The sequence below is a fragment of the Mucilaginibacter pedocola genome (assembly GCF_002013915.1).
GTDB lineage: Bacteria > Bacteroidota > Bacteroidia > Sphingobacteriales > Sphingobacteriaceae > Mucilaginibacter > Mucilaginibacter pedocola.
The window spans coordinates 286,118-308,881 of record NZ_MBTF01000039.1 but is presented as its reverse complement, the minus strand read 5'-3'; the positions used below and the strand labels follow the sequence as shown (position 1 = coordinate 308,881).

Here is a 22,764-nt window from a genome sequence, read left to right as displayed (position 1 = left end):
TACATGTTAACAGAAGATACGATTACAGAAAATGAACGATCTATCGCATTCGATACGCCGCTAAGGACCGATGCCTTTGAACTCGATGATGATGCTAAAATGAAGTTGATCGAACATCACTTCGCCGGGATCATGCAGGCCCTCGGGCTGGACTTGGCAGATGACAGCTTACGCGATACGCCCAGACGCGTGGCCAAAATGTATGTGAAGGAAATTTTTAGCGGGCTTGACCCGGCCAATAAACCGGTGCCGGCCTTGTTCAAGAACCCTTTTCAATACGGGCAGATGCTGGTGGAGCGGAACATCGCCGTGTTTAGCAACTGTGAACATCATTTTGTCCCTATTACCGGTAAAGCCCATGTCGCTTACATCAGTAACGGGCAGGTGATCGGCCTGTCCAAATTGAACCGCATCGTGCAGTATTGCTCCCAGAGTCCGCAATTGCAGGAAAGGTTGACCATCCAGATCGCCATGATGCTCAAGGAAGCACTGGAAACGGATGATGTGGCTGTCATTATTGACGCCCACCATCATTGTGTCTCCAGCCGTGGCGTTAAGGATACCGACAGCATGACGCTCACCGCGGAGTACAGCGGAAAGTTTTTAGAACCGGAGACGAAGAAAGAATTTTTGAGTTATATCAACTTATGAACTTTGAAGGAAAAAATATTCTGATCGCCGGTGGGAGTTCCGGTATCGGCCTGTCACTCGCCAACCTGCTGAGCGAGCTGGGTGCCCGGGTTTATGTCGTATCCAGGACGGTATCGCCGGATTGGCGGGAAGGTATGCACCACCTGCCTTTAGATATTACCGGCGATCTTGATGCAATACCTGGTTTTCTACCGGAAACATTGGACGGTTTGGTATATGCGGTCGGCAGTATCAACCTGAAACCGTTCAACCGGCTGTCGGAAGACGATTTTTTAACGGATTACCGGCTGAATGTTCTTGGTGCGGCCCGGCTGATCCAGCATTCACTCAAAATGCTTAAAGCGGCAGGCACTGCATCTATCGTATTGATCAGTTCCGTAGCTGCCCGTACCGGTATGCCGTACCACGCCAGTATATCAGCTGCCAAGGGAGCGGTAGAAGGACTGGCCTTATCGCTGGCGGCGGAGCTCGCTGCCCAGCGCATCCGCGTCAATGTGGTAGCGCCATCCTTAACAGATACGCCAATGGCAAAACAATTATTAAGCACACCTGAAAAAAAAGAAGCCTCTGCTAAAAGGCACCCGCTCGGCAAGTATGGTGAACCTGCTGATATTAGCCAGGCGATCGCATTTTTACTGGCGGAAGAGAGCGGTTGGATGACCGGGCAAGTGATCGGCATCGACGGTGGTTTAGGCAAATTAAAAACTTAATATGAAGCATATCAATAACAGCGAGATCCTGGCGATGGAGAAATTCTACCGCATCAATTTGGTCAATAGCCTGGGTGGTTACAAATCGCTTCATTTGCTGGGCACTGCCGGAGAAGATGGGGTCACTAACCTTTGCCTGGTCAGTTCCGTCTTCCACCTCGGTGCAGATCCTCCACTCATCGGGTTGGTCATGCGGCCACAGCGGGAACACAATGATACCTTGCGCAATATCCGCGCAACGGGCCAATACACCTTGAACAACGTCTTGCCGGACTGGTATGAACTAGCGCATCAGACCAGTGCCAGCTATCCCTCCGGCGTTTCAGAATTTGATGCATGCGGTTTTAAAAAACTATATTCCCCGGGGTTTAAAGCCCCTTTCGTACAGCAGTCGACAGTGCGCATCGGCCTCGAACTTCGTGAAGTGATCGATATGGAGCTGAATGCAACCACGATCCTGATCGGTGAAGTGGCACATATCCTGCTTGACGAACAGGTGATCACCGGCGACGGCACTATTGACCATATGGAGGCAGGCACAATGACGGTAGCAGGTTTGGATAGTTATTTTTCAGCGGAATTTGTCGGGCGGTTAACTTATGCTAAACCCGGCGTGCAGCCAACGAAGTTCGATCAATAATGGCACCCATGGAAAAAGGAACGGATGTACTGATCATCGGAGCCGGGCTGGCTGGCCTGACCGCGGCTAAAGTGCTTAAGGCTGCAGGTGTTCGTATTAAAATACTGGAAGCTTCTGACGGTATCGGCGGCAGGGTGAGGACCGATCAGGCAGATGGTTTTTTGCTGGACCGCGGTTTCCAGGTCTTGCTGACCGCCTATCCTGAAGCCAAACGATTTTTAGACTATGATCGGCTGGATCTGAAGGCTTTCGATCCCGGGGCGCTGATCCTTGGTGCCAAAGATGTTTCCGAGATCGGCGATCCGTTGCGGAGACCGCTATCTTTATTTCAGACATTAGCATCTTCGGCAGGAACACTTGCAGACAAATTAAAAATGTTACGGTTGAAGTTGAAACTTAGCGGAACCTCCGTAGATGAGATCTTTTCAGTTCCTGAAATACCGACTTTAGCCTATCTGAGACAAGAAGGCTTTAGCGAACAAATGATCGACAGGTTCTTTAAGCCTTTTATGACGGGCATTTTCCTGGAAACGGAATTGGCCACTTCGAGCCGGATGTTCGAGTTCGTCTTCAAAATGTTCAGCGAAGGTGATGCCGCCATCCCTGCTCAGGGAATAGGTATGATACCGAAGCAATTGGCAGATGGCCTCACTGCCGAAGAATTGATATTGAACGAAAAGGTCCGCTCGATAGAAAGAGACTGCGTAACAACTATGACGGGCAATACCTACCGTTCATCGTCAGTTCTGATCGCCACGAACGAACTGGATCTGCCGCTGCCATTTCAGAGGCCGGTAAAAAAATGGCATCAGGTAACGAATTTATATTTCGCGGCCCCAAAACCGCCATTCAACAAACCTGTCATCGCGCTGAATACGATGGAGCATCGTTTGGTAAACAATGTTGCGGTCATGAGCGAGATCTCGAAAGCTTATAGTACCGTTGGTGGTGCGCTGATATCTGTTTCTATAGTCGCAGATATTACTCATTTCAGTAACGAACGACTGCAAGCAGAGGTGATCCGCGAAATGGCGGTTTGGTACCCGGATGCGTTCAACTGGCAACACCTGAGAACATATCGTATCAATTATGCTTTGCCGCAAGATCAGCATGTAAGTAATGAACCTTATACCATCAAGTTAAATGACTACTGCTTTATCTGTGGTGACCACTTGTCTAACGGTTCCATCAATGCTGCGATGAAAAGTGGCCGCCTCGCGGCAGAGGAGATCCTTAAAACAAAACCAATTAATGATGAGACAAAAACCGCTGGATAACTCATTTATGGATAGCCAACGGTTGTTAGGCGATGCCGAAGCGGATCGATTCGTCGACGAAGTTCTATTAAATAGGGCGAATAAACAGGGTTTGCAGGCTGCGCTTAGCAATATGACGGACAATAACTCCCTCATCACGTTTCAAAATTCATATCAGGGCTATGGATTTATAGCCAATGCCAAAAAATTACCAGTTTGGGCCGAGCCGCGCAAGATGAAACAAGGAGCGGTGTTTTTCAGCAACCATGCTGAAATGATCATGAGCCTGTTAGGACTGTTGTCGCTTCCATACTGTTACAACGCAGCAAATGGTGCGATGGTCCTTTATCTCTCAGAAAAGATCAGGAACGATACCACTAAACGCTTGTTCGAAACAGCGCTGTTCGTTTGGGATGTCATGGCGCCCGATGCTTTTTCAGAGAGCGGTAAAGGATTTTCAGAGATATTAAAAGTAAGGATCATGCATGCCGCGATAAGACATCATGTCTTAAGTAACGGAAAGTGGGATCCGAAATGGGGGGTGCCGATCAACCAGGAAGATATTGCGGGGACCAACTTATCATTTTCCCTGATCGTTATTCGCGGCCTTCGTTTATTGGGTTTTACGGTCAGCCAGGAAGAATCGGAAGCTTTCATTCATCTTTGGAATGTCATCGGTTCACTCACTGGTTTACGGGATGAGCTGATATCCGAAAACCCCAAGGAAGCGCAAAAAATGGATAGGCTTATTTCCGCAAGGCAATTTACTGCATCAGATCATGGTGTCGAACTTACAAGGTCATTGACCAGGCACATTTTATCCGTCAATAAGACCAAAGCAACGGAAAATGATATTCTTGGACTTATGCGCTACCTGCTGGGAAAAGAAATTTCAGATCAATTAGGAATAACGGCGCCTGACCTGCCTGCATATAAGATCAGCCTGATACGGACTGTTAACTTCTTCAAAAGCCTAGTACCGGCAGGTGACCCGGTTGCGAACTACCGGATGGCGTACCGGTCATTTCTTGCCCAGGGAACGGTCGTTGTTAAACAAAAGCTGTAAATTTGTATTTGATATAAGATGAGATCATTTGCGCTTATTCACGAACTGCTCAACTTAGTGGAAACACTGGAGGAGGAAAACGACGGGCGCGAAGTATCCTTGCAAGATTTCACAAGTTTACTTGTAAGCAGGGTCAGTGGCCCTTTAGGCGAATTATCAAGGACAGATCCACGGTTCGGGAAAGAGGAACAATACGCTCAGGCCATGGCCTTCCAACTTGATAATGCTATCGGAAGGCTTTTCGTATATATGAGCCGCTACGCTAAATCATATATCAAAAAAACACTCGACGGTACTCCTTTACAAACAGGTGAGGATTTTACTGCTATGGCCATCCTCCTCACACATGAACACCTGTCCAAAACAGAATTGATCAGTTATAATCTCCAGGAAAAAACTTCAGGCATGGAGGTGATACGCAGGCTTATTGCTGCGGGCCTGATCAAACAATGGGACAATGCTGAAGATAAGCGTGGAAAACATATCGCGATAACAGATGCCGGCCGTAAGGTATTATACCGTGTTTTCGTCGAGATGGGGCATGTTGGAAAAATGATCTCAGGTGACCTGAGCGAGTCCGAAAAACTTAATTTGCTTTACCTTTTGCAACGGTTGGAGAATTTCCATTTTGAGCACCATCAAAAGAGAACGATCACCACTAAAGCGGACCTGGCATCATTTGAAAAAAAATAAGCGTAATAGATCAAGGATTTCATTTTATACGCTCGCATCTCACTTAGATTGAAACTCATTTTTCCATATATCTTCCCGAAAACGCTTCGTCATCTCCGCTATTTAGATGAAGGCTGATGGAACCACTTTACAGATGGTGTTTTTGTGAATAATGGGCTTGTGTGGATAAGCTTTTAAACTAATACCGATCTTTTACGTTCGCGTCGCAAACATTGGTAACGCCTTAGCGGCAGCAAGAACAATAATGTCCGCTACAGGTAACTGCGCCGGATACGTTGCATGTCCATTCGCTTTGCACCGCAGGAACAAAACGCGACTGCGTCCGCTGACTGGTCGACGACTTTAAAAGGGGGAGCTTTTTGCATCAATATCATGATTAATACTCCTCATTATAAGGTTATTATTGGGTACCCAATAATAGTAAATCGAATCAAAAACTATCATAAATTTATTCAATATCGATCAGGCGATATATTTATCTAGTACAAGATCCATGTATGGCCATTTTAGAGCTTGGTCTATTTTCCGTTCCTTAACGACAGCTCGCAAGGTTTATCAAACAGTAATATTTTGTTCTGCATGCACATTCCGATAACTTGAGCTAATAGTCGACTAGAGGAAAGTTATTGGCAATTGGCCGTATTATGGATATTAGGCTTGATCGGAGCGGAACGATAGATAAGAGCCCATGTTCGACAAGTATGATTGGAACGCGGGAAATATTAATTTTCAGTCTAACCAGTGGATATACCGGACGCACAATCTCACGCTTATTCCAGTCGCCTATATCTCTGGTAACCCGTCCCTGAATGACTTTTGTCCGTTCAAAAGACCCGCGGCCGCTCTGCAGAATTTACCGTCTTATATTTACAGCTTTACTGATCAGCTCGGCCAGCGCCGCAGTTCATCAGTGGCAGCGTTGACACTGCTGAGTAACGGTACTTACGCGGCCATGGCGGACGTGATCAGCGCGGTCGCCGGGTGTAGATGATATGTCGAATATCAGTGGTTCAAAAATTGCTGATATAAATAAATGTTGATGTCCGCTAACCAACTTTGCTGGTGATCGACGATGACCCTATTTATCATCGCGTTTTCCAAAAAAAACTTTTTTATAACAACACCTATAAGGGCGTAAGTTACAGCCTTTCCGCTGAGCAGGTCTTGGCAATGCTCATCGAATAGCGTCAGAACGCGGCTCTTTTACCGGATATTATATTTTTAGAAATGGAAATGGCAGGCTTGTGCGGAAGAACGTTTCTGCAATTTTTTGAATTCTTACATTCATCATTTATAAAAAGGATCGATATTTTCATAATATCTTCTAGTACAGATCCAAACGACAGATCTCTGACCCGTATCTATCCTTTCGTTAAAGGTTATTTTGACAAAGCTAGCGGACTTGATGCGGCTTTCAATTTACCCCAGTTTCTCCTCTGAAATGGGGATATTTTACTCAAATATCCTATCTCTAAAGGATGGTTGCCGTCAGATTTAAGATAAAGATCGTCTTCCTGTATATAGATCCTACGACCGGTCAAAGATCCTTATGTGACTTTCCACCGGTTCAGATGGATCAGAAATGAAGAGCTAAATTATCGGCTTTGTGATTTAAAGATGATGAATCATCAGTACGGCCAAGTCTATGAGCTTTTGCGTTCCAGATCAATCATTTCTTAAGCTATTCACCGGATTTGCTAAAGCTGCTTTTAGCGCTTGATAACTGATCGTGCATAAAGCGATAAATATGGCGATCAAGCCGCTACCTGCAAATATCCACCAGCCTAATGTTATTCGATAAGCAAATGTCCTGATCCAGTAATTCATCGCGAACAACGCGACAGGACAGGCTATGACCAGTGCGATAAATACAAGTGATATAAAATCTTTGGTGATCAGTGCGGTTATCCTGAACACGGACGCTCCGATGACCTTCCTTATGCCGATCTCTTTGCGCCGCTGTTTAACGCTGAATAATGCTAATCCGAAAAGCCCGAAACAGGCGATGCTGATCGCAAGCGTGGTGAACAGCCCGAACATTTGGCCGAATTTGATCTCAGCTTCATATTGTTGATCGAACTTTTCATTTAAAAAGCTGTATTCCAGAGGTCGTTGCGGCGCGATCGATTTCCATAGTTTTTCGATATCGCTGACGGTCCTTTTCACGTCGGAGGTTTCCATTTCAACAGAAAACACCCTGAATTTGGCCGGCATAATCCTCATCGCTAAAGGTTCTATCGGTTTTTGTAGTGACTGAAAATGAAAGTCACGATATATTCCTATTATTTTGGCATCGTTCGGATACATTTGAACATTCACACCAATGGCTTCATCTGCGTTTTTGAACCCGAGTTTACGCATGGCAGATTCATTAATGATCATAGACGTAGCGCTGTCAGCTGCAAATGCCGAAGAAAAGCCGCGACCAGCGACCATCGGAATATTGTACTGCTTCATGAAATTAAAATCGGTCAGGTATATCGGTAATTCCGCATGAATGGTATCTCCACCTTTTTTCGCGAATTCCATCGACCAACCACCAGAGAACGATGAACCGGGAACTTCTGATGATGCGGACACCGATCTGACGCCTTTCACACGCGATAGTTCATTCACGATAAAGTTATTTTGCTTTTGCACGGTACCGTCGCCTTCAAAATTGATCACAAGCGTCTGAGATGGTTTAAAGCCAAGGTCATGCCGCTGCATGAACTGCAGTTGGGAGTAGACTACGATAGTGCTAATGATCAAAACAATGGATATGGAAAATTGAAATACGACAAGGCCTTTCCTGATCAAAGTCCTCCGTGCCGAGGACCTCACGGTGCCTTTCAATGCGGCTATTGGATCGAATCTTGACAGGATTAATGCCGGGTAGACACCCGAGAGTATGGCGACCGTACACAGAACTAACGCTAGCGCGCTTAGATGTAACGGTGTCATCAGGTCGAACCGGATATTTTTACCGGCGAACTGATCGAATGCAGGCATTAGCATTGCTGAAGCTGCGACCGCTAATAGCAGAGCGAGGCCTACCATTAAAAACGATTCGGTAAAAAACTGAATTATCAGCGACGAGCGGCTGACACCATTCACTTTTTTTACACCGACCTCTTTCGAGCGTTCGACAGCACGGGCCGTAGACAAATTAATAAAATTTACGCAGGCTATAAGCAAGACAAATAGCGTGATAGCTGCAAACACGTACAGGCTGGTGATGTTACCGGTCTTACCCGCTTGATTCTCCCGGTCACTATGCAAATATATGTCTGTTAATTTCTCCAGGCTGTAATGGTGCTTTGTATTTGACGTGTTAGCGTTATGGCGTTCAGCAAAGTTGTCGAATTGTGCGTTCAATTCCGTGGCGCTTTCTGTATTGTTAAGCAAAACATAGGTGTAGAAATTGTTAGAGTACCAGTTGGTGAACAGCCAGTCATAACCTGAATCTTTTTTCTGCGCGGTGGACATCGATATCAGTATATCGAAAGAGAGATGTGAGTTCGAAGGGATATCTTTGATGACACCTGTCACCTTCAGGCTCTCATTATTCATGATTATACTTTTGCCTATTGGGTCAGACCCGCCAAAATATTTTCTTGCCGTAGATCCAGTTAAGACAACACTCATAGGTTCGGTCAGCGCATGGTTTGCGGTACCGTTGAGCATTGGTAGGTCAAATACCTGAAACACCTCGGGATCCGCAAAGTAAAGATGCCTTTCTTCAAATACCTTATCCTGGTACTTTACCAAAGCCTCGCCGTCAATGAAACGAACAGCATGCCTGACCTGCGGAAAATCATTTTTCAATAAAGGTGCGAGTGGGCCTGGTGAACCTGCTCCGTGCTGCATTAAGGCGTTCGTTCGTTTATCATCAACAACTCGGTATATATCCTTTGCATTTTTGTTGAATCTGTCGTAGCTCATCTCATTTTCAATATAGAGCGACATCAAAATTACAGCGGTCAAACTAACGAACAGGCCGCTTATGTTTATCGCAGTAAAAGTCTTCGAACGCATCAAATGCCTGAAAGCAAATTTTAGTTGATATCTGACCATAATAAGTATTGGTTAATGTTAGGCGGATACTATCCGTTTTAGGATTCGGTCCATAAATACCTGTTCCTTAGCAACTTACTTCATGTCTCTATCTTTGTGCCAAAAAGTCAATAAGTTGATTATTAAGTACTTGCAATTAGGCGGCAGTTCCTATGTTCGCTTCTGATACAACCTTACGCACGCTAATGATACATCAACAGCACGTGATGCGGGCCAACATGACCAGCTGGATTTAGGAAGCCGCTGGTTTAGATGAATCAGTGGCTATTTCGATACTACTACGCTGAAATTTCAGATAATAGAGACATCCCGGTATTTGATATCTATCAGCCAGGATCTTTTATATCGTCGGGGAAAGCCAATAGATCTCTAAAGCTCTTTCAGGTAATTTTCTGCAACGGTTAAACGCGATACCTTTTTTGGGATCCGAGAACAAAGCGAAAATACCTTTGACCATTGCCGGCTATTTTTGAAGGTCGGTAGCATCGAAAGAATGTATCAGCAGGTTGTCGTTCTCGATCTTTATTGGCTTTAGCATAGACGGCAAAGATAAATTGCAAGGCGGTTGAAACGCAATGACATTAAGCACAAAAAAATAAAATTGTTTTACTTTTCAAGTAGCGTGAAATAGGGAACGAATAGAAAGGCAAGTTTAAAAACAACGCCCCGCTGCACTCGCTGCAAGGGGGCGTTAACCTAAACCTTATCACAATTGACCGGCAGGTCGCCGGCTATTGGGGCAAGGTAATGTTTTTTGGAAAAATGTGATAGGATACACGGGTTATTTTAGGCGCTCATCTTATTTTGCCTGCGCGGCTTTTTTTCGGGCAGCCCCTCCTTTTGCTCCTCGTTCTTTTTTTGCGTTTTGCCGGTTTTCTGTATTTGTTCCGGTTTGAGCAGTTCTTCGCGTTTGATGCGTTTCTGTTGGTGGTCGTACAAGTCGACGGTCTTGAACTGCGGGCTGGCAGAGATATAGTATTTCTGGTCTGTACCGTTACGGTCGACGGTGATCTGCTGGACGTTGCCTTTTTTGAGCGAACGGTAGAGGTTATCGGTGCCTTCCGGCGTATTGAGTTCTTTGATGCCTTTGCCTTTGAGTACGGCGTCCAGGTCGAAGCCGTAGTTCTCGTTGAAGCGCCTGATCTCTTTGTTGCCACCCGGGGTCAGGTTCTTGTCATCCAACTGCAGCCAGGCGTGGTAACCTTCGCCTTCGCGGTTATAAAGTTGTTTGTAGACCGCCCGGCCTTCCATCAGGTTGAAGGCCTCTTTGGCGGTCACGCCATTTCCTTTATTGATGTAAAAGGTCTGGTCCTGTTGCTTGTCGGTCCCTTTGCCAAGGCTGGCGTCGAACTTGTTGAAGAAATACATTTCCTGGTTCTCACCGGCTTTGAAATGTAAGTTATAATCGACCTTCTGCTGGTTGAACTCATGCTTGGCGCTGAGGGCGAACTCGGGAACTTTGTTTTCCATGTTCTTTTCCAGTTGCTTGTTCACTTGCTCGCCGAACCCCAGGTTCAGCAGTGTTTTTTGCAAGAATTTTAGATTTTCCGTGTTCATGATCTTTTGATTTTGATTTAAAATGGTCCTGACGTCTTCCGGCGTCATGGTCGTGGATTGTACATGTTTATGATCGGGTTGTATGGGTAACCAGGTGCGGAGGAATGCAATGGCATCTGCGCAATGCACTTCCGGCTGGAAGTTTTGGCCCAGCGGGTATCTTTGCGGTTCTGCGGCGATCCGCTGCCTTAATTCAATATCGTGCGGGAGGACGAAGGCCGAGTAATAACAAGGTACGACCTGGCCTATGCCCGAGGGGCGGAACCTCAGCGTGAAGAAGAACTCAGCGTCTTTGGTCTCATCCGATGTTTTCACAAAGAACCTGCTCATTTTCTTTTCGAGCGGCTCCCGCAATTGTGCCAGCACATCAAGCCCGTCGAACCCAGTTACCGCCAATCGCTCCTGCAAGGCTTTTAATTTCGATTCGATGTCATCAGGTGCCAAATAGGACGCGATCCATTCTTTCGTTCTATCGAGCGAAAGCGGCATGGCCTGGTCGAAGCCATGTACTTCCGGGAATTTCGTCCTTTCCTTTAAGAGGTCGATGGCCATCGCTGCCGGGACATCCGGGGCGAATGTTTGGGAACGCAGGAGGTCCTGGTCGTCCTGATGGGCCAAGTAGGCAGTATAGCAGTAATGGTTCAGCCGCCCGTTCTTCGACTGGTCCAATATAATATCGTAACTGGCCATCCATTCCCCGGCCTCCCGGCCATCGACCTGTATCGTGTGATCGATCCATGGCTGGCCCGAAAATATCTCGCGTAGGGTATCTATGACCTCCGGCTGGTTGAACCCTAATGCGGCTAATTCTTCCTTCAATTCATAAAAATTGATACTGGTATCCATTTTGGCCTCCTTTGCTGTTCCGATCTTTTGTTCGCCGGTTCCCTGGGCCGATCCTGCATTTTGTATCTTCCCGGTCGCCTGGTCCAAGCGGACTTGTTCCCGTTCGACGTCTGTCAAAAAGAGCGGGATATGGCTATCGGGCACCTTGCGCCGGCCATTGGCGATGCGGGATGTGATCAGCCGCTCGGCGTCGCCCAGTGGTACGTCGCTTTCAAAGGCCAGGGTAGTGGCCGCCCGCTTCCCCTGCTGGTGCTGAAGGGTGTAGCTGAAGAGCTGGAACCGCCCGAGGTCATCCTGCCCGAGGTCAAGCGTCGCCTGGTAAGGGCCTTCCGTATAGGTGACCATCCTGGACAACTGCCCTTCATTTATGGCCTGCCGGATGGGATCGATGATCCTCGGTAAGGGGAACCCAAGTTCCTCCAGTTCCTGTTTTAACTCTGAAAAATTACGCGCCTTGTCCATAAGCTATGCGGTCTTTAAACGTTCCCGGCAGACCTCGATAAAGTCGATGGCCTCGGTCTTTAATCTTCGGCTGTGTTGGTTCTTTTCGATCCCGATGAAATGCCGGCCCTCTTTGGCGGCCGCTACAAGGAACGAGCCGCTGCCGCAGGCATTATCAAGCACGACCTGGCCGGGTTCTGTATAAGTGCGCACAAGGTATTGCCCCAGCGCGACCGGTTTTTGATTGGGATGATGGGTCTTGCCTTCCAGTTCGGCCGTATTACAGTAGACCCAGTCAGGATGGGGGTCTTCCATAAAGATGAGGTCGAGCGGGTACCGCTGACCGGTACTGGACCGGTAGACCGGTTTGTAATTACCGTAGCTGCCTGTTTGACCCGGCTTACGCCAACCTGTATCATAGGGCTTCCCCATGGTCATCTGCGGGTTATAGGTCGGCCGCTTGCGATAGAATATGCAGACATCCTCGTGCTTTTTCAGCGGCTGTTGTTTGGCCTGGAGGAAATTCGGCGCCTTGGACTTGATCCAAACGAATTTATACCGGAACATATCAGGCTGGCTCATCATCAGTTTGCCGGTGAACAGCCCGTGCCCGGTCAGGGCGATGACGCCGTTCGGCTTGATCAGCCGCTGGTAATTCTTCCATAGTTCGCCGAGGTCGATGACCTCGTCCCAGGGGTTCTGTGTGGTACCGTAAGGCAGGTCGCAGAGGATCAGGTCGATACTTTGTGCAGGTAACTGTGGCATGATATCCAGGCAATCACCTTGGATGACCTGGTCTAAGTACTCATTGAGTTCGTTCATTTGTGGTTATGATAGTTGTTGTTTACGGCGTTGTGCACGTTTGTTCTTGGTGGTGCCTTGTCCCAGCGTTCTGACACGCGGGCCAAGTTTGGCTATTTTCTGGTCCAGTTTCTCCGCGGTGGTCTGTTGCGCCTGTTCGTCAAAGAGCTTTACTGACTTGCTGTTCGGGTCGGCCTGCACCTGGATGCGGAGGTAATTCCGGCCTTGTTTCCAAAGCGCCGGCACCATTTGCCCGTTCTCCAGGTAACGGATGAGTTCGTCCTTGTTGCGTGTGATCGCGGGCAAGTCCGCCAAAGCGGCCCGGAGATCGAAACCGTTCTCCGGGGCCGAACGTTCGAGCCCGTTCTTGCCCACCTGCAACCAGCAACTGTTCCGGTGCCCTGATATATCGGTGTAATGCTGTTTCAGCGCCCGGCCTTCCAACAGGTTCCAGATCTGGTTGGAAGACAGGTCCGGCCATTCGGAAAGATCGAACACTTGTGAACGGACCGTTTCTCCTTTTTCCAGCAAACTGCCCGCTACCCGGTTGAACTGATAGTCGCCGTTCATGTCCTTTTCGAATGACAGGTCATATTTCAGGCCTTTTTCTTCATTCAGCCTAAAATCCATGGGTATCGTCACCGCGTTCATTTCCGGGTCGAGGTGCCGCTCGAGTTTACCGGCAAGGTGGCCGAAACCGGAATCCCTTAACCTGGTCTTAAGGCCGCTCATGTTGAGTTCCCTTTGTTTCGCCCGTCGGGAGAGGTACAACGGGCCATCGATAAGCCGGTCCTTTAACCGGGACAAGAGTCGCAGGAACAGGTTGGGCCGCAGTTGCCGCTCTAATTTCCTGACCTGGTTATTCAGCAGCAGGAGGAAAGGGCGCTCATCGGGCCGCGCGTATTCATTAAGCCGGTGCCGGGCTTTCCGCATATGTTCCAGTTGGAGCACCCGCACCGTCGGTTCATCGGTGTGGCCCGCCTTTAGCAAGGGCTCCAGTTCTTTTCTGCGGTCATCCCAGGCCCTGATCGCCAGGAGGACCCTGTTCGGCAATTGTTTCATGATCAGTTATTAAGTTTAAGCAGGACGGCCTGGTCATCGGAAAGCTTCACCCTGATCTTCTTTATTTTTTTACTGAACAGGCCTTTGGCGGCATTGATCCCTCCTGCCGCTGCCTGTGCCCCGAGGCTTTGGTCCATGGTCATGACCTGCATGCTTTGGATCGCATTGTCGGCCCCGTTGCTTACCGCGCCCCCCAGTTCGGCTTCGGGTGCCGGGATGCCGGGCATGCCATCGGTGCCGAAGACGGTCAGGTCGACCGGGATGATGTTGTCCCCGACCCGGATATTCCTGACCGTAATGAGTAAGCGTTGGTTCGCGACCTGTCCGACCCCGTAGAGCGCCTGCCCCGCACCGAAAAGCTGCCCTTTGATGGTCGCCGTGTCGGTCAGTTTCAATTTCACTGCGGCGCCGTCCGCCACCTTTTGCTTGCCGTCGATGGCTGCGCGTATCGCGCGGAACGGGTTTGCAGGTTCACTTTTGGGTTTCTCCTGAGGGACGGCCGCCGCCGGGTTCTGGATGGCCTGGATCTTGTCCAGCATCTTGTCCAGTTGGCGGAGTTCAGGGTCTTCGGCCTGGACATTAGGCGGTGATGTTCTTTCCGTACGCCTGTTGGGTGCGGGCTCCGAATAATAGGGCCGTTCGGCCTCCGGTACGGGGTTACCGAGCTGTCGCTGCAATGCGGCCAGTTTCTGCTGTATCAGGAGCGCTTGTTCATCCGCGCCGGGGTTCGCGGCCAAGCCGGCCGTGGTGTCTTTCTTCATGCCCAAAGACCGGAGAAAGTCGGGACTGACGCCGTCCCCGCTGGAATCACGCTGGGCGGCTTGGTAGACGGCCAGCTTACCGCCTTCTTTTTCCCGGAATTGCGCTTCAGGCAGGTCGGTATCGAGTCCCTTGGCCATTGCGGCCGGCCCGGTGCCCCGGCCACCGCCGAGGGCCCAGAAGGCCATTGTCAGAAAAGGTATCACGAGTAATGGTAATACCAGGTAGAATTTTCGTTGCTTTTCCATGGTCATTATTTTTGATGTTTGGTCGTATCGGGGAGCATTGGCCCCGAAGGGCGGCCGATGTAGGCCGGTATTTTTGCTTTGCTGAACTGGTCGAACCGGATCAGTCGGATGCCGAGCCACAGCAGGGCAAGAAAGACCGCGCAGAACGCGAACAGGTACCCGGCACGCACACTTGGTGCGCAGGCGTTATACTTGCGGCTCAATCCGTTCATGGTCTTCCTCATCATGGCTGGTTGATGTTGGTATCCCGGTTCGCAACGGTCTCCCACTTCTCGATCAGGAAACCGTGCGGATTATTGTCCGACCGTCCGACATTGCGCAGGTAGCCTTCTGTGACCAGCACCTTATGAATGGTCGATGTCGAACGGATCAGTTTTTCCAGCACGTAACAGGTGAAATGATAGGGATACTGGTCCATGTCCAGCCGGATGCTGTCGACCTGTATCTGCTGGCTGATATTGCCCGAGATCACATTATTGTAAAAGTTCTTTTCTTTGAGGCCGTTGTATTGATTTCGCGCGCTTTCATCAGCTAAGTAAAGTGCTTTGCCGATGTGCTCATCGATCACTTTTTCATCCGGGTCCAGCGTAAAGAAATATTGGTGGAACATCCGGATGTGGTCACGGGCCTCGACGGGGATGTTCTCCCGGCGGTCGGCCGCTAACGCTTCGATCACTTTTCCGTTGGCCATTACATAAACGCGGGCGTTCGCTTGCTGGTAGGCATGATAAGCGAACCAGATCGCGGCGATCATCACCGCGGCACTGCTCAGGATGACCAATGCGACGATCTTCTTGTTCTGCTGGAAGGCCGTTTCGATGTTTTTCAAATGTGTGAACATGTTATTGTTTTTTAGGGTTGCCATTGAGTTTCTCTGCCTGTTGGGCGTTCACGTCGCCGCCTGCTGACCGGTAACCTTCGAGAAAGTCCCCCGGCGCATTGGCGATATTCTTCAGCCCGTTGGCCATACGTCCGCCTGCCGAAGCACCGGCGGCCTGTGAAGTTGAACTAATATTGCCCAGGCTGACCGATGCCAGGCTGGTGATCTTGTTCAGCAAGCCATTGTTCCCGCCCGGGTTGATGATGTAGCCTGCCACAGCGGGAACTGTGAAGTAACCGACGATGCCGATGAGCAGGAAGATCAGGTAGGCGGTGTCCGTGGAGCTGAAGAATGTGTCGCCTGCACTTTGTACCTGGCTGATGTCCAGCCGGATCATATTCTCCTGGACCTTGCCGATGATGCTCCCGAAAATATTGGCGACCGGGAGCCACAGGAAAACATTCAGGTATTTGGCCAGCCAACTGGTCAGGACATGCTGGAAGCCATCGTAAACCGACAGCCCGATCACCAGCGGTCCGAGGATCGCCAGCACGATAAGGTAGAAGGTACGGATGGTATTGATACAAAGGGCGGCCGCTTCATAGATGACCTGAAGGACCTCGCTCAGCCATTGCTTGACACTGTTGCGGAAGTTATAAGCGGCCTTGTCCATTGCGAATTTCACGTCATTGCCGATACCATCGATGAAGCCTTCATTCTCGCCCTTCGGATGGGTATATTTATACCATTTATCGCGGTCTCCGCCGCCATTCTCGCCGACATACATTTGCCAGGTGCCTGTCTTTTCGATGGCGGCCTGTTTCTGTTTCAACAGTCGTTCGATGGCCGCTTCCGAACGTTGGACCATACCACCGGTCGCGGCCACGGTTGGGTTCATGATACCATTGATCAGCGCGATGACCGTTGGGAACAGGAGCACCGCCATGCCGAGGGCAAATGGCCTTAACAGCGGGTAAAGGTCCACCGGTTCCGCGTTGGCGAGGTGCCGCCAGACGCGCGCAGCGATATACCATAAGGCGCCGAAGCCGGCGATACCCCTCGCCACGCCGATCAACTGGCTGCACATCGGCAGCATCTCGTTGTAGATATTATCCAGTACGCCCTGCAGCCCGTGGATGTCACCGGACAGGTTCTGGGCATAGGAAAAAAAAGGGAATAAGGTCCCTGTGAGCGCCATCAGGGTGCTCATGATCGTTATCTTTTTCATGATGATCGTTTTTTATTTCAGGCCGTATAGGCTTTTAAGCATCCGTGTATCTTGAAGGTCCTTGCTCCGTCCAAGGCTAAGCAAAATAGCTTTGCGGTTGAACCATCGGAGGAATTGCAACTGGTCGCTGCTTTGGCTGTAGATACGTTCGATCGCCGTTAGCCTGTCGTCATCGGACATCCGGAGCTTACCCGCTGTTGCCACATCGGCCAACTGGTCCGCATTGATATTGCTTTGATGGATAAGCTGGCCATAGACCCGCTCAAAATAAGCCAGTTCCCCGGCAGCGAAACTGCCGCTTTGCCGGAAACACATAGCATAGCGTTTATACTCATTCATCAGGCCACTCTGCTGTTCGATGATCTGGGCGACCCGGGGGTTATTTCGTACGGCCGGGCTCACTGCCATCAGGCCGGTGAGGTAAACATGATGCAGGTCGAAATTCCCTTTGGAGATATTGCTGACCAAGCCATAGCCCTGCTGATAGATGGCATAGCCTTTCTTCATATCGGATAGGATCGCCTTGAACTGTGTCAGTTTTTCGATATTGAGTGCCAGCTGTTGTAATTCATCAGCCTGTGCCATCGAGCGGGTCGTGTAAGCGGACATGATGGCCATCACCATGGCCCGCCAGGTTCTGCTAAAGGTTCCCATAGAATCTTTTTGTTAATTGTATATCCTGTAGTTGCTGCCTGCGGCCGGTGGCGAAAAGTTTGACCTCAGCACTAAAGCTGGCGGCGAAACGATAATTCTCCTGCATGGCCTGGTGTATGCGGGTGATCTGCCGCAGCCTTTCCTCGTCGCTCATTTCGGCATCATTGTCCTTCAAAAGCACCTCCAGGTCATGAAGCTGGCCATCACAATCCCTGAGCAGGGCAGCGCAGACCCGGTCGAGGTAAGCGTGCTCCTCCATACTCAGGCCGGGCTGTTTTTTTATCCCGCTTGTTTTGTTCAGGATGTCCTGTTGCCGGCGGATGATCGCCTTGACCCGGGGTTCGTCCTTTACCGGTGCGCTTACGGTGCGCAAGCTATTATAGTAGTTCCGGTGCAGTTGGAACTCCCGCCCGGCGTAGTCGCCGATAGAACCGAGACCGCCTTTGGCGATCGCGTAGCCCTTTGCCGCGTATTGTTGGTAAGCCATCAAAGCACTGATCTGCTGTAGCAGGTACTTGCGCTGCGTGCTTTTTTGACGGAACCATTCCGAAAAGGTCTGGCAGCAGGCCTGCTCGTAACTAAATGCTACGGTCAACAGGGTGAAAGCCAGTAGTTTTTTGCTGCGCTGCCGCAAAGTAGCGGCGCAAGCAAAGGCTTGTTCAATGGAGGCCATAATATTTTTTTAAGGTCCGTAATTCATCCAGCCCTTTGCTGCGTTGCAGGCTGAAGGCCATATTCTGGTTATTGTACTGTTTCAGGTCAGCAAAGTTCTCCTCAAGCCGGTCGCCCGCGTCGTTTATCATTTCCAGCCTTTGCTGGTCCGTCATTTGGGTCCTCCCCGGGTTGATGACCAGCAGGATCTGCTCGAGGTTCCTGGCACTTGCGTTCAGGATGCCGAGGTAAATGCGTTCCATCTCCGCCAGCTCTTCGGGCCGGAAATGCTTGTCCGTTCGGAACAATTGCCAGGCCCGGCGGTACTCGCCGATCAGGGCGGCCTGGGTCTGGCCGAGGTCGCGTATCCGCTGGTAATAAGCGATCACCGACCGTACCTTTCGCAGTTCCTGGTAATACTCCTCGTATTGTTTTTTCTGCTTTTCCGTCCAGTTGGATATCTCGTCCAAACGGAATTTCGCTAATTCGTTCTCCAGTGTTTTTTGCGCGTTCTGAAGCCAGATGGTCTTGTTCTGCAGGCGTTGAACTTGGAGGTCTATCGCTTTGATCACCTTTTTGATGACCGTCGTGACCACCTGGTATTGCGCCTGGCTTCGTTGAACGGGTAGCAAAAGCAGCCCCATGATGCCTATTTTTAATACTTTGTTCATGGCGCTATTTTTTTGAAGTAGCGGTCGCCCAGTCGTAAACTGTCGCCATGGAAGGTGATCACCGGCGAACCGGGCTCGTCCAGGCGCCAGCGCCGGCTTTCATGCTTCCGAGCCTTTAACTCCCCATTACGGATCGGATTGAAACCAAGGCTTCGGCCGACCACCCCATCCCTGATCTCCAGGGTGTCGTCGGTCCTGAAATATTCGTTCTGGTAATGCAGGACGTACAGCCCGTCATGGCTGGGTTTCCCGCAGGCCGCGAACAGCAGCACGATACCGATCATCTTTTTCATAGCTTGTTGTTTTTCGTCGTAAGTTCTTCCTGGACGATGACCGCGATCGCTTTGCGGATATCGCCGTATTTTTGTTGATAGGCTTTGACCTTGGCTTTCTCTGCCGATTCGGTCGTATAGGTCCAGTATTCTTCCGGGCTCACTTCCGTGCGGTACACACGCGATAACTGGCCGTTCAGGCTGATGAAGACCTCTTTATAATGGTAGCGCTCGTCATTCGCGCGGTTCATGCTCATGATCATGGCGGTCTCTTTGTCCGTGATGCCCAGCAGCGCTTGTATCTTCGGAAAATCGTTCTGGTACTTGCGCTGGTCCAGCAGGATCTTGCAATCGCTGTTATTGATGATTGCCTGCTTAACCACCGGCGAACTAATGATATCCTCGATGTCCTGTGTCACCACCAGGGCCTCTCCATAGAATTTACGCACGGTCTTAAAAAGGTATTTGATATATTCGGCCATGCCTTCCCGGGCGATCGCTTTCCAAGCCTCTTCGATCAGGATCATTTTGCGGGTCGCTTTCGGCAGCTTGCGCATTTTTGACACGAACGTTTCCATGATGATCAGGGTAACGACCGGGAACAGGATCGGGTGGTCCTTGATATTGTCCAGTTCGAAGACGATGAACCGGCGGTTCAGCAGGTCGAGGTTCTCCGTAGCGTTCAGCAAGTGGTCATATTCCCCGCCCTTGTAATATGGCCTCAGTACGAACAGCAGGTTATCGATATCGAAGTGCTTGTCCTTGACCTGGCTTTGTTTCATGTTCTCATAAAAGGGGCCTTGCAGGAACTCATAGAAGGAATCGAAGCAGGCGAACTCAGGTGCGCTTTCATAGTACTGGAACAAAGCGTCCGAGATCGCGATGTACTCCGAGCGCAGTACCCCTTCGTCCTCTTTTTTCCAAAGCGCCAGGATCATGGCCTTGATGCTTTCCCGCTTTTCGGTGTCTAGGCTATCCCCATCGCTTACGTAGAACGGATTGAAACTGATCGGTTGGTCCTCCGAGTAGGTAAAGTAATAACCATCGACGAATTCGCAAAGCCCTTCATAGCTATGCCCCACATCCACCAGGACGATATGCGCGTCCTGCTCATAATAGCTGCGCAATAAATGGTTCGTGAAGAAACTTTTACCACTACCCGACGGGCCAAGGATGAACTTATTCCGGTTCGTCGTGATACCTTTCTTCATCGGTTCATCACTCAGGTCCACATGAAGGGGCTTGCCGCTCAGCCGATCGCCCAGCCGGATCCCGCAGGGCGAAAGGCTGCTGCGGTAGTTCGTTTCCAGGTTGAAAAAGCAGGCGGCTTGTTCCGCGAAGGTATCGAAGGTGTCGTTCATCGGGAAGTTCCCGCTGTTGCCGGGCAGGCCGGCCCACCAGATCTGCGGGGCGCCATCCGTTTCCTGTTTGGGCTGCGCGTCGAGTTGGGCCAGTGCCGAGCTTACTTTGTTCCTGACCTCTTTGGCCCTTGACGGGTCATCCGTCCAGGCCAGGATGTTGAAATGCGCCTTCACCGGAAGCCTTTGCTGGCCGATCGCTTCGTTCAGGAACTCCTGGGTGGCATCACGGCCGATCGCATTTTCGCGGGAGTAGGCCGAAAGCGATTGCAGGCGCAGCTTTTTGGCTTCCAGTTTTTTGATGGTTTCGGCGCTGTCTTCGATAAAGATGTACTGGTTATAAATGTGGTTACAGTTCAGCAGCGCGCCGACCGGGCTGGTGAAACCCGTACTGAATTTGGTCCGGTCGGTGCTGTACTGGTCATAAGTGATCCGCGGGCCGCAAAGCGCCGGTAAGTGTTCTGCATCGGCCAGCGTAAATAGCTGGCACCTGTCATTGCCGATCCGCAATTCATCCCGCAGGTGGATGTCTTTCAGTACCGGGGTATCGCCCTCGTTCAACAGGAAACAATACCGCTCCAAAATACCCGGGGTGCTCGCCGTACCGGCGAGTTCGTCGTCAGCCAGCCTGCGGAGCGTTACCAGCCCGCTATCCTCCAGGACCTTTTTGAATTGCCCCGCGCTATCGAGCAGCTCATTGAAAGGGCCGCTTTCGGTAGCCTGTGGCGGTGTCAGGCGCTTGCGCAGCAAACTGCTCGCCGCGGTATCGACCGCCCGGTGATGGCTTGGGCGTTTGGTCAGGATGATGTAACACTGGTGCGCCAGGTATGGCCGCTCGTTGAAGAAACGTTCACTGGCATGGCTCAGGAAGCTCCTTTGCGCGAACTCCGCAGTATATTTATCCTCCACAAAGCGGTCCTGTTTATGGAGGATACTGTGCTTCGGCAGGAGTTTGATCGCTTTTACCCAGGTCTGGTGGAAAGCCATGTATTCCTCATTGGAAAGTGTGAATAATTCCGGAAGCCTGGCCTCGAAAACGATGCTGAGTTCACCCTGCGTGGATAGCAGCGCGTCATGCTCAACTTTGTATATCGGGAATATTTGTGCTGCGTTTTTCATAGAATAATTTCCTTGAGTTGAATTTCAAATGATCCGGCAGATACCTCCGGGCATTCCTTTTCATCAGGCCATGTTCACCATACTTATGGCTCAATGCGAACACCTTGTAGAATAGCAGTCCGCCTAGCCCGCCTACGATCGGAACGCACAGGTAGACCGCAAAGCCAACGAGGTACAGGATAGCGAACAAGACCAGTAATACGACCAGGCCGCCACCCAAATAGCCGATATACTGCGCTTTGAGCCCTTTGAATTCGATGGGGCGGTTGATGCCTTTATTGATCTGGTAGCTCATACGCCAAAGAAGGATTTTAAGACCGTTGCGACGACCACCAGGAAGATGCAGGAACCGAACCAACTGGAGGCTACCTTACCGGTGTCATGTTCGCCGTCGTTCCATTTTTTGTACACTTTGATCGCCCCGACCAGTCCGACCACGGCCCCGATGGCGTACATCAGGTTCGTACCCGTCGCGAAATAGCTTTTTACCTGGGTGGTAGCCTCGTTGATACCGGCATTGCCGTCCTGGGCCATGCTGTGCTGGATGCTCAATAGCATTAGGGGAAAGAGAGCGGTGATACGCCTGGCGATCGCCGCGGCCTTTGCTTTAAAGGTCTTCATGTTCGTTGTTTTCATGATCTTTATTGAACTTCTTCTTGCCAATAGTTTTTTATTTCCTGTTCATTTAATTCGAAGGGGAACCCGGACGCGCTTTCATTGAGCAGGAGCTGGTCTATGACCTGCTGATAGGCGGTTCCGGCGACCGAAGGGTATTTCTGAATGATCAGCCGGAAGAGCATCCCGAAATCCTCTTTACTCTCATCCGAACCCCTGATCACCTTGATGAGTGTTTCGACCTCGAAGGCCATTTCGGCATGGTCACTCTCCAGAACGATAGATGCAGGGTCCCGTATCGCCTCGGCCTCATCGGGCGGAGCGAAGGAGAGTTCTTCAGGAGCAACGATGGCGGCCGCCTCCGGTAAAGCCCGGCCCATGATCTCTCCTTCCGGAAGCAGGAGATCCGTATCGCCGGCAACGGCTAACGCTTGCTTTCTGCCTGTGAACTTATGGACGGCGCGTTTGATGTCCTCCCGGTAAAAAGCAGGCAAAATGCACAGGTAATAAATGATGGTCAAAATAATGACGGTGGCCGCATAAGCGGTCCAGGTGATCTGTTGTAACATGCGCTTTGCTTTTGGCCGGCA

The 22,764-nt window shown here is 50.2% G+C and carries 22 protein-coding genes; 6 read left to right on the top strand and 16 right to left on the bottom strand.

The features are described from left to right. The first annotated feature begins 3 nt into the window (after positions 1-3). From folE to BC343_RS30520, 6 genes are read left to right on the top strand one after another with little or no spacing between them, the layout of a single operon-like run. Positions 4-651 (top strand): GTP cyclohydrolase I FolE, encoded by a 648-nt coding sequence (gene folE / locus BC343_RS30545; RefSeq protein WP_078351607.1) that lies wholly within the window; start codon positions 4-6, stop codon positions 649-651. Further along, positions 648-1,361, top strand: coding sequence for an SDR family NAD(P)-dependent oxidoreductase (locus BC343_RS30540; protein WP_078351606.1), 714 nt, complete (start codon positions 648-650; stop codon positions 1,359-1,361). The genes folE and BC343_RS30540 overlap by 4 nt, the downstream gene beginning before the upstream one ends. Before the next feature lies 1 nt (position 1,362). After that, entirely contained in the window at positions 1,363-2,001 is a 639-nt protein-coding gene (locus BC343_RS30535; protein WP_078351605.1) for a flavin reductase family protein, read from the top strand. 8 nt (positions 2,002-2,009) lie between these two features. Continuing rightward, positions 2,010-3,278, top strand: a complete 1,269-nt coding sequence (locus tag BC343_RS30530) for an NAD(P)/FAD-dependent oxidoreductase (RefSeq protein ID WP_162276983.1) — start codon at positions 2,010-2,012, stop codon at positions 3,276-3,278. After that, complete coding sequence (locus BC343_RS30525; protein ID WP_078351603.1) at positions 3,253-4,323, top strand: oxygenase MpaB family protein; 1,071 nt, start codon at positions 3,253-3,255, stop codon at positions 4,321-4,323. Before BC343_RS30530 ends, BC343_RS30525 begins: the two co-directional genes overlap by 26 nt. An 18-nt stretch (positions 4,324-4,341) precedes the next feature. Then, positions 4,342-5,016 (top strand): MarR family winged helix-turn-helix transcriptional regulator, encoded by a 675-nt coding sequence (locus BC343_RS30520; RefSeq protein WP_078351602.1) that lies wholly within the window; start codon positions 4,342-4,344, stop codon positions 5,014-5,016. A gap of 1,665 nt (positions 5,017-6,681) precedes the next feature. On the opposite strand, the gene BC343_RS30505 is transcribed toward BC343_RS30520, so the two are convergent. The 16 genes from BC343_RS30505 to BC343_RS30430 form a co-directional block, all read right to left on the bottom strand. Further along, positions 6,682-9,072 carry an ABC transporter permease gene (locus BC343_RS30505; protein ID WP_078351599.1) on the bottom strand — a complete coding sequence of 797 codons (2,391 nt, stop codon included), beginning with the start codon at positions 9,070-9,072 and terminating at the stop codon, positions 6,682-6,684. A 786-nt stretch (positions 9,073-9,858) separates the two neighbouring features. Next, positions 9,859-11,937 (bottom strand): hypothetical protein, encoded by a 2,079-nt coding sequence (locus BC343_RS30500; protein ID WP_078351598.1) that lies wholly within the window; start codon positions 11,935-11,937, stop codon positions 9,859-9,861. A gap of 3 nt (positions 11,938-11,940) precedes the next feature. Further along, positions 11,941-12,738, bottom strand: a complete 798-nt coding sequence (locus tag BC343_RS30495; RefSeq protein WP_078351597.1) for a DNA-methyltransferase — start codon at positions 12,736-12,738, stop codon at positions 11,941-11,943. Between the two features lie 6 nt (positions 12,739-12,744). After that, the gene (locus tag BC343_RS30490) at positions 12,745-13,779 is read right to left on the bottom strand and encodes a hypothetical protein (protein WP_078351596.1); all 1,035 of its coding nucleotides are present in this window, start codon (positions 13,777-13,779) and stop codon (positions 12,745-12,747) included. A 2-nt stretch (positions 13,780-13,781) separates the two neighbouring features. Beyond that, complete coding sequence (locus BC343_RS30485) at positions 13,782-14,786, bottom strand: conjugative transposon protein TraM (RefSeq protein ID WP_162276982.1); 1,005 nt, start codon at positions 14,784-14,786, stop codon at positions 13,782-13,784. A 5-nt stretch (positions 14,787-14,791) separates the two neighbouring features. Then, positions 14,792-15,013, bottom strand: coding sequence for a hypothetical protein (locus tag BC343_RS30480; protein WP_078351594.1), 222 nt, complete (start codon positions 15,011-15,013; stop codon positions 14,792-14,794). Then, positions 15,010-15,627, bottom strand: coding sequence for a conjugative transposon protein TraK (gene traK / locus BC343_RS30475; protein WP_078351593.1), 618 nt, complete (start codon positions 15,625-15,627; stop codon positions 15,010-15,012). The genes BC343_RS30480 and traK overlap by 4 nt, the downstream gene beginning before the upstream one ends. Before the next feature lies 1 nt (position 15,628). After that, positions 15,629-16,834 carry a conjugative transposon protein TraJ gene (traJ, locus tag BC343_RS30470; protein WP_078351592.1) on the bottom strand — a complete coding sequence of 402 codons (1,206 nt, stop codon included), beginning with the start codon at positions 16,832-16,834 and terminating at the stop codon, positions 15,629-15,631. A gap of 12 nt (positions 16,835-16,846) precedes the next feature. Beyond that, positions 16,847-17,488: a hypothetical protein gene (locus BC343_RS30465; RefSeq protein WP_078351591.1), complete on the bottom strand. Its 642-nt coding sequence runs from the start codon at positions 17,486-17,488 to the stop codon at positions 16,847-16,849. Continuing rightward, entirely contained in the window at positions 17,475-18,161 is a 687-nt protein-coding gene (locus BC343_RS30460; RefSeq protein ID WP_078351590.1) for a hypothetical protein, read from the bottom strand. Before BC343_RS30460 ends, BC343_RS30465 begins: the two co-directional genes overlap by 14 nt. Further along, positions 18,148-18,810, bottom strand: coding sequence for a conjugal transfer protein TraI (locus tag BC343_RS30455; RefSeq protein ID WP_078351589.1), 663 nt, complete (start codon positions 18,808-18,810; stop codon positions 18,148-18,150). The genes BC343_RS30460 and BC343_RS30455 overlap by 14 nt, the downstream gene beginning before the upstream one ends. Beyond that, complete coding sequence (locus tag BC343_RS30450; RefSeq protein ID WP_078351588.1) at positions 18,807-19,103, bottom strand: hypothetical protein; 297 nt, start codon at positions 19,101-19,103, stop codon at positions 18,807-18,809. The genes BC343_RS30455 and BC343_RS30450 overlap by 4 nt, the downstream gene beginning before the upstream one ends. Next, positions 19,100-21,559 (bottom strand): TraG family conjugative transposon ATPase, encoded by a 2,460-nt coding sequence (locus tag BC343_RS30445; protein WP_078351587.1) that lies wholly within the window; start codon positions 21,557-21,559, stop codon positions 19,100-19,102. Before BC343_RS30445 ends, BC343_RS30450 begins: the two co-directional genes overlap by 4 nt. After that, a complete protein-coding gene (locus tag BC343_RS30440; RefSeq protein WP_078351586.1) occupies positions 21,519-21,854 on the bottom strand; it encodes a DUF4133 domain-containing protein in 336 nt (111 codons plus the stop codon). Before BC343_RS30440 ends, BC343_RS30445 begins: the two co-directional genes overlap by 41 nt. After that, positions 21,851-22,117 carry a DUF4134 domain-containing protein gene (locus tag BC343_RS30435; protein ID WP_238381906.1) on the bottom strand — a complete coding sequence of 89 codons (267 nt, stop codon included), beginning with the start codon at positions 22,115-22,117 and terminating at the stop codon, positions 21,851-21,853. The genes BC343_RS30440 and BC343_RS30435 overlap by 4 nt, the downstream gene beginning before the upstream one ends. A gap of 83 nt (positions 22,118-22,200) precedes the next feature. Then, entirely contained in the window at positions 22,201-22,743 is a 543-nt protein-coding gene (locus BC343_RS30430; RefSeq protein WP_143822411.1) for a hypothetical protein, read from the bottom strand. Positions 22,744-22,764: the final 21 nt, after the last annotated feature.

Excerpts from the sequence above, each read along its gene's own strand:
- BC343_RS30485 (WP_162276982.1), bottom strand. The coding sequence starts at position 14,786 with ATGGAAAAGCAACGAAAATTCTACCTGGTATTACCATTACTCGTGATA.
- BC343_RS30465 (WP_078351591.1), bottom strand. The coding sequence starts at position 17,488 with ATGGGAACCTTTAGCAGAACCTGGCGGGCCATGGTGATGGCCATCATG.
- traK (WP_078351593.1), bottom strand. The coding sequence starts at position 15,627 with ATGTTCACACATTTGAAAAACATCGAAACGGCCTTCCAGCAGAACAAG.
- BC343_RS30430 (WP_143822411.1), bottom strand. The coding sequence starts at position 22,743 with ATGTTACAACAGATCACCTGGACCGCTTATGCGGCCACCGTCATTATT.
- BC343_RS30460 (WP_078351590.1), bottom strand. The coding sequence starts at position 18,161 with ATGGCCTCCATTGAACAAGCCTTTGCTTGCGCCGCTACTTTGCGGCAG.
- BC343_RS30435 (WP_238381906.1), bottom strand. The coding sequence starts at position 22,117 with ATGCTATTGAGCATCCAGCACAGCATGGCCCAGGACGGCAATGCCGGT.
- BC343_RS30490 (WP_078351596.1), bottom strand. The coding sequence starts at position 13,779 with ATGAAACAATTGCCGAACAGGGTCCTCCTGGCGATCAGGGCCTGGGAT.
- BC343_RS30520 (WP_078351602.1), top strand. The coding sequence starts at position 4,342 with ATGAGATCATTTGCGCTTATTCACGAACTGCTCAACTTAGTGGAAACA.
- BC343_RS30530 (WP_162276983.1), top strand. The coding sequence starts at position 2,010 with ATGGAAAAAGGAACGGATGTACTGATCATCGGAGCCGGGCTGGCTGGC.
- BC343_RS30445 (WP_078351587.1), bottom strand. The coding sequence starts at position 21,559 with ATGAAAAACGCAGCACAAATATTCCCGATATACAAAGTTGAGCATGAC.
- BC343_RS30500 (WP_078351598.1), bottom strand. The coding sequence starts at position 11,937 with ATGGACAAGGCGCGTAATTTTTCAGAGTTAAAACAGGAACTGGAGGAA.
- BC343_RS30540 (WP_078351606.1), top strand. The coding sequence starts at position 648 with ATGAACTTTGAAGGAAAAAATATTCTGATCGCCGGTGGGAGTTCCGGT.
- BC343_RS30535 (WP_078351605.1), top strand. The coding sequence starts at position 1,363 with ATGAAGCATATCAATAACAGCGAGATCCTGGCGATGGAGAAATTCTAC.
- BC343_RS30455 (WP_078351589.1), bottom strand. The coding sequence starts at position 18,810 with ATGAACAAAGTATTAAAAATAGGCATCATGGGGCTGCTTTTGCTACCC.
- BC343_RS30480 (WP_078351594.1), bottom strand. The coding sequence starts at position 15,013 with ATGATGAGGAAGACCATGAACGGATTGAGCCGCAAGTATAACGCCTGC.
- BC343_RS30495 (WP_078351597.1), bottom strand. The coding sequence starts at position 12,738 with ATGAACGAACTCAATGAGTACTTAGACCAGGTCATCCAAGGTGATTGC.
- BC343_RS30505 (WP_078351599.1), bottom strand. The coding sequence starts at position 9,072 with ATGGTCAGATATCAACTAAAATTTGCTTTCAGGCATTTGATGCGTTCG.
- BC343_RS30450 (WP_078351588.1), bottom strand. The coding sequence starts at position 19,103 with ATGAAAAAGATGATCGGTATCGTGCTGCTGTTCGCGGCCTGCGGGAAA.
- BC343_RS30525 (WP_078351603.1), top strand. The coding sequence starts at position 3,253 with ATGATGAGACAAAAACCGCTGGATAACTCATTTATGGATAGCCAACGG.
- folE (WP_078351607.1), top strand. The coding sequence starts at position 4 with ATGTTAACAGAAGATACGATTACAGAAAATGAACGATCTATCGCATTC.
- BC343_RS30440 (WP_078351586.1), bottom strand. The coding sequence starts at position 21,854 with ATGAGCTACCAGATCAATAAAGGCATCAACCGCCCCATCGAATTCAAA.
- traJ (WP_078351592.1), bottom strand. The coding sequence starts at position 16,834 with ATGAAAAAGATAACGATCATGAGCACCCTGATGGCGCTCACAGGGACC.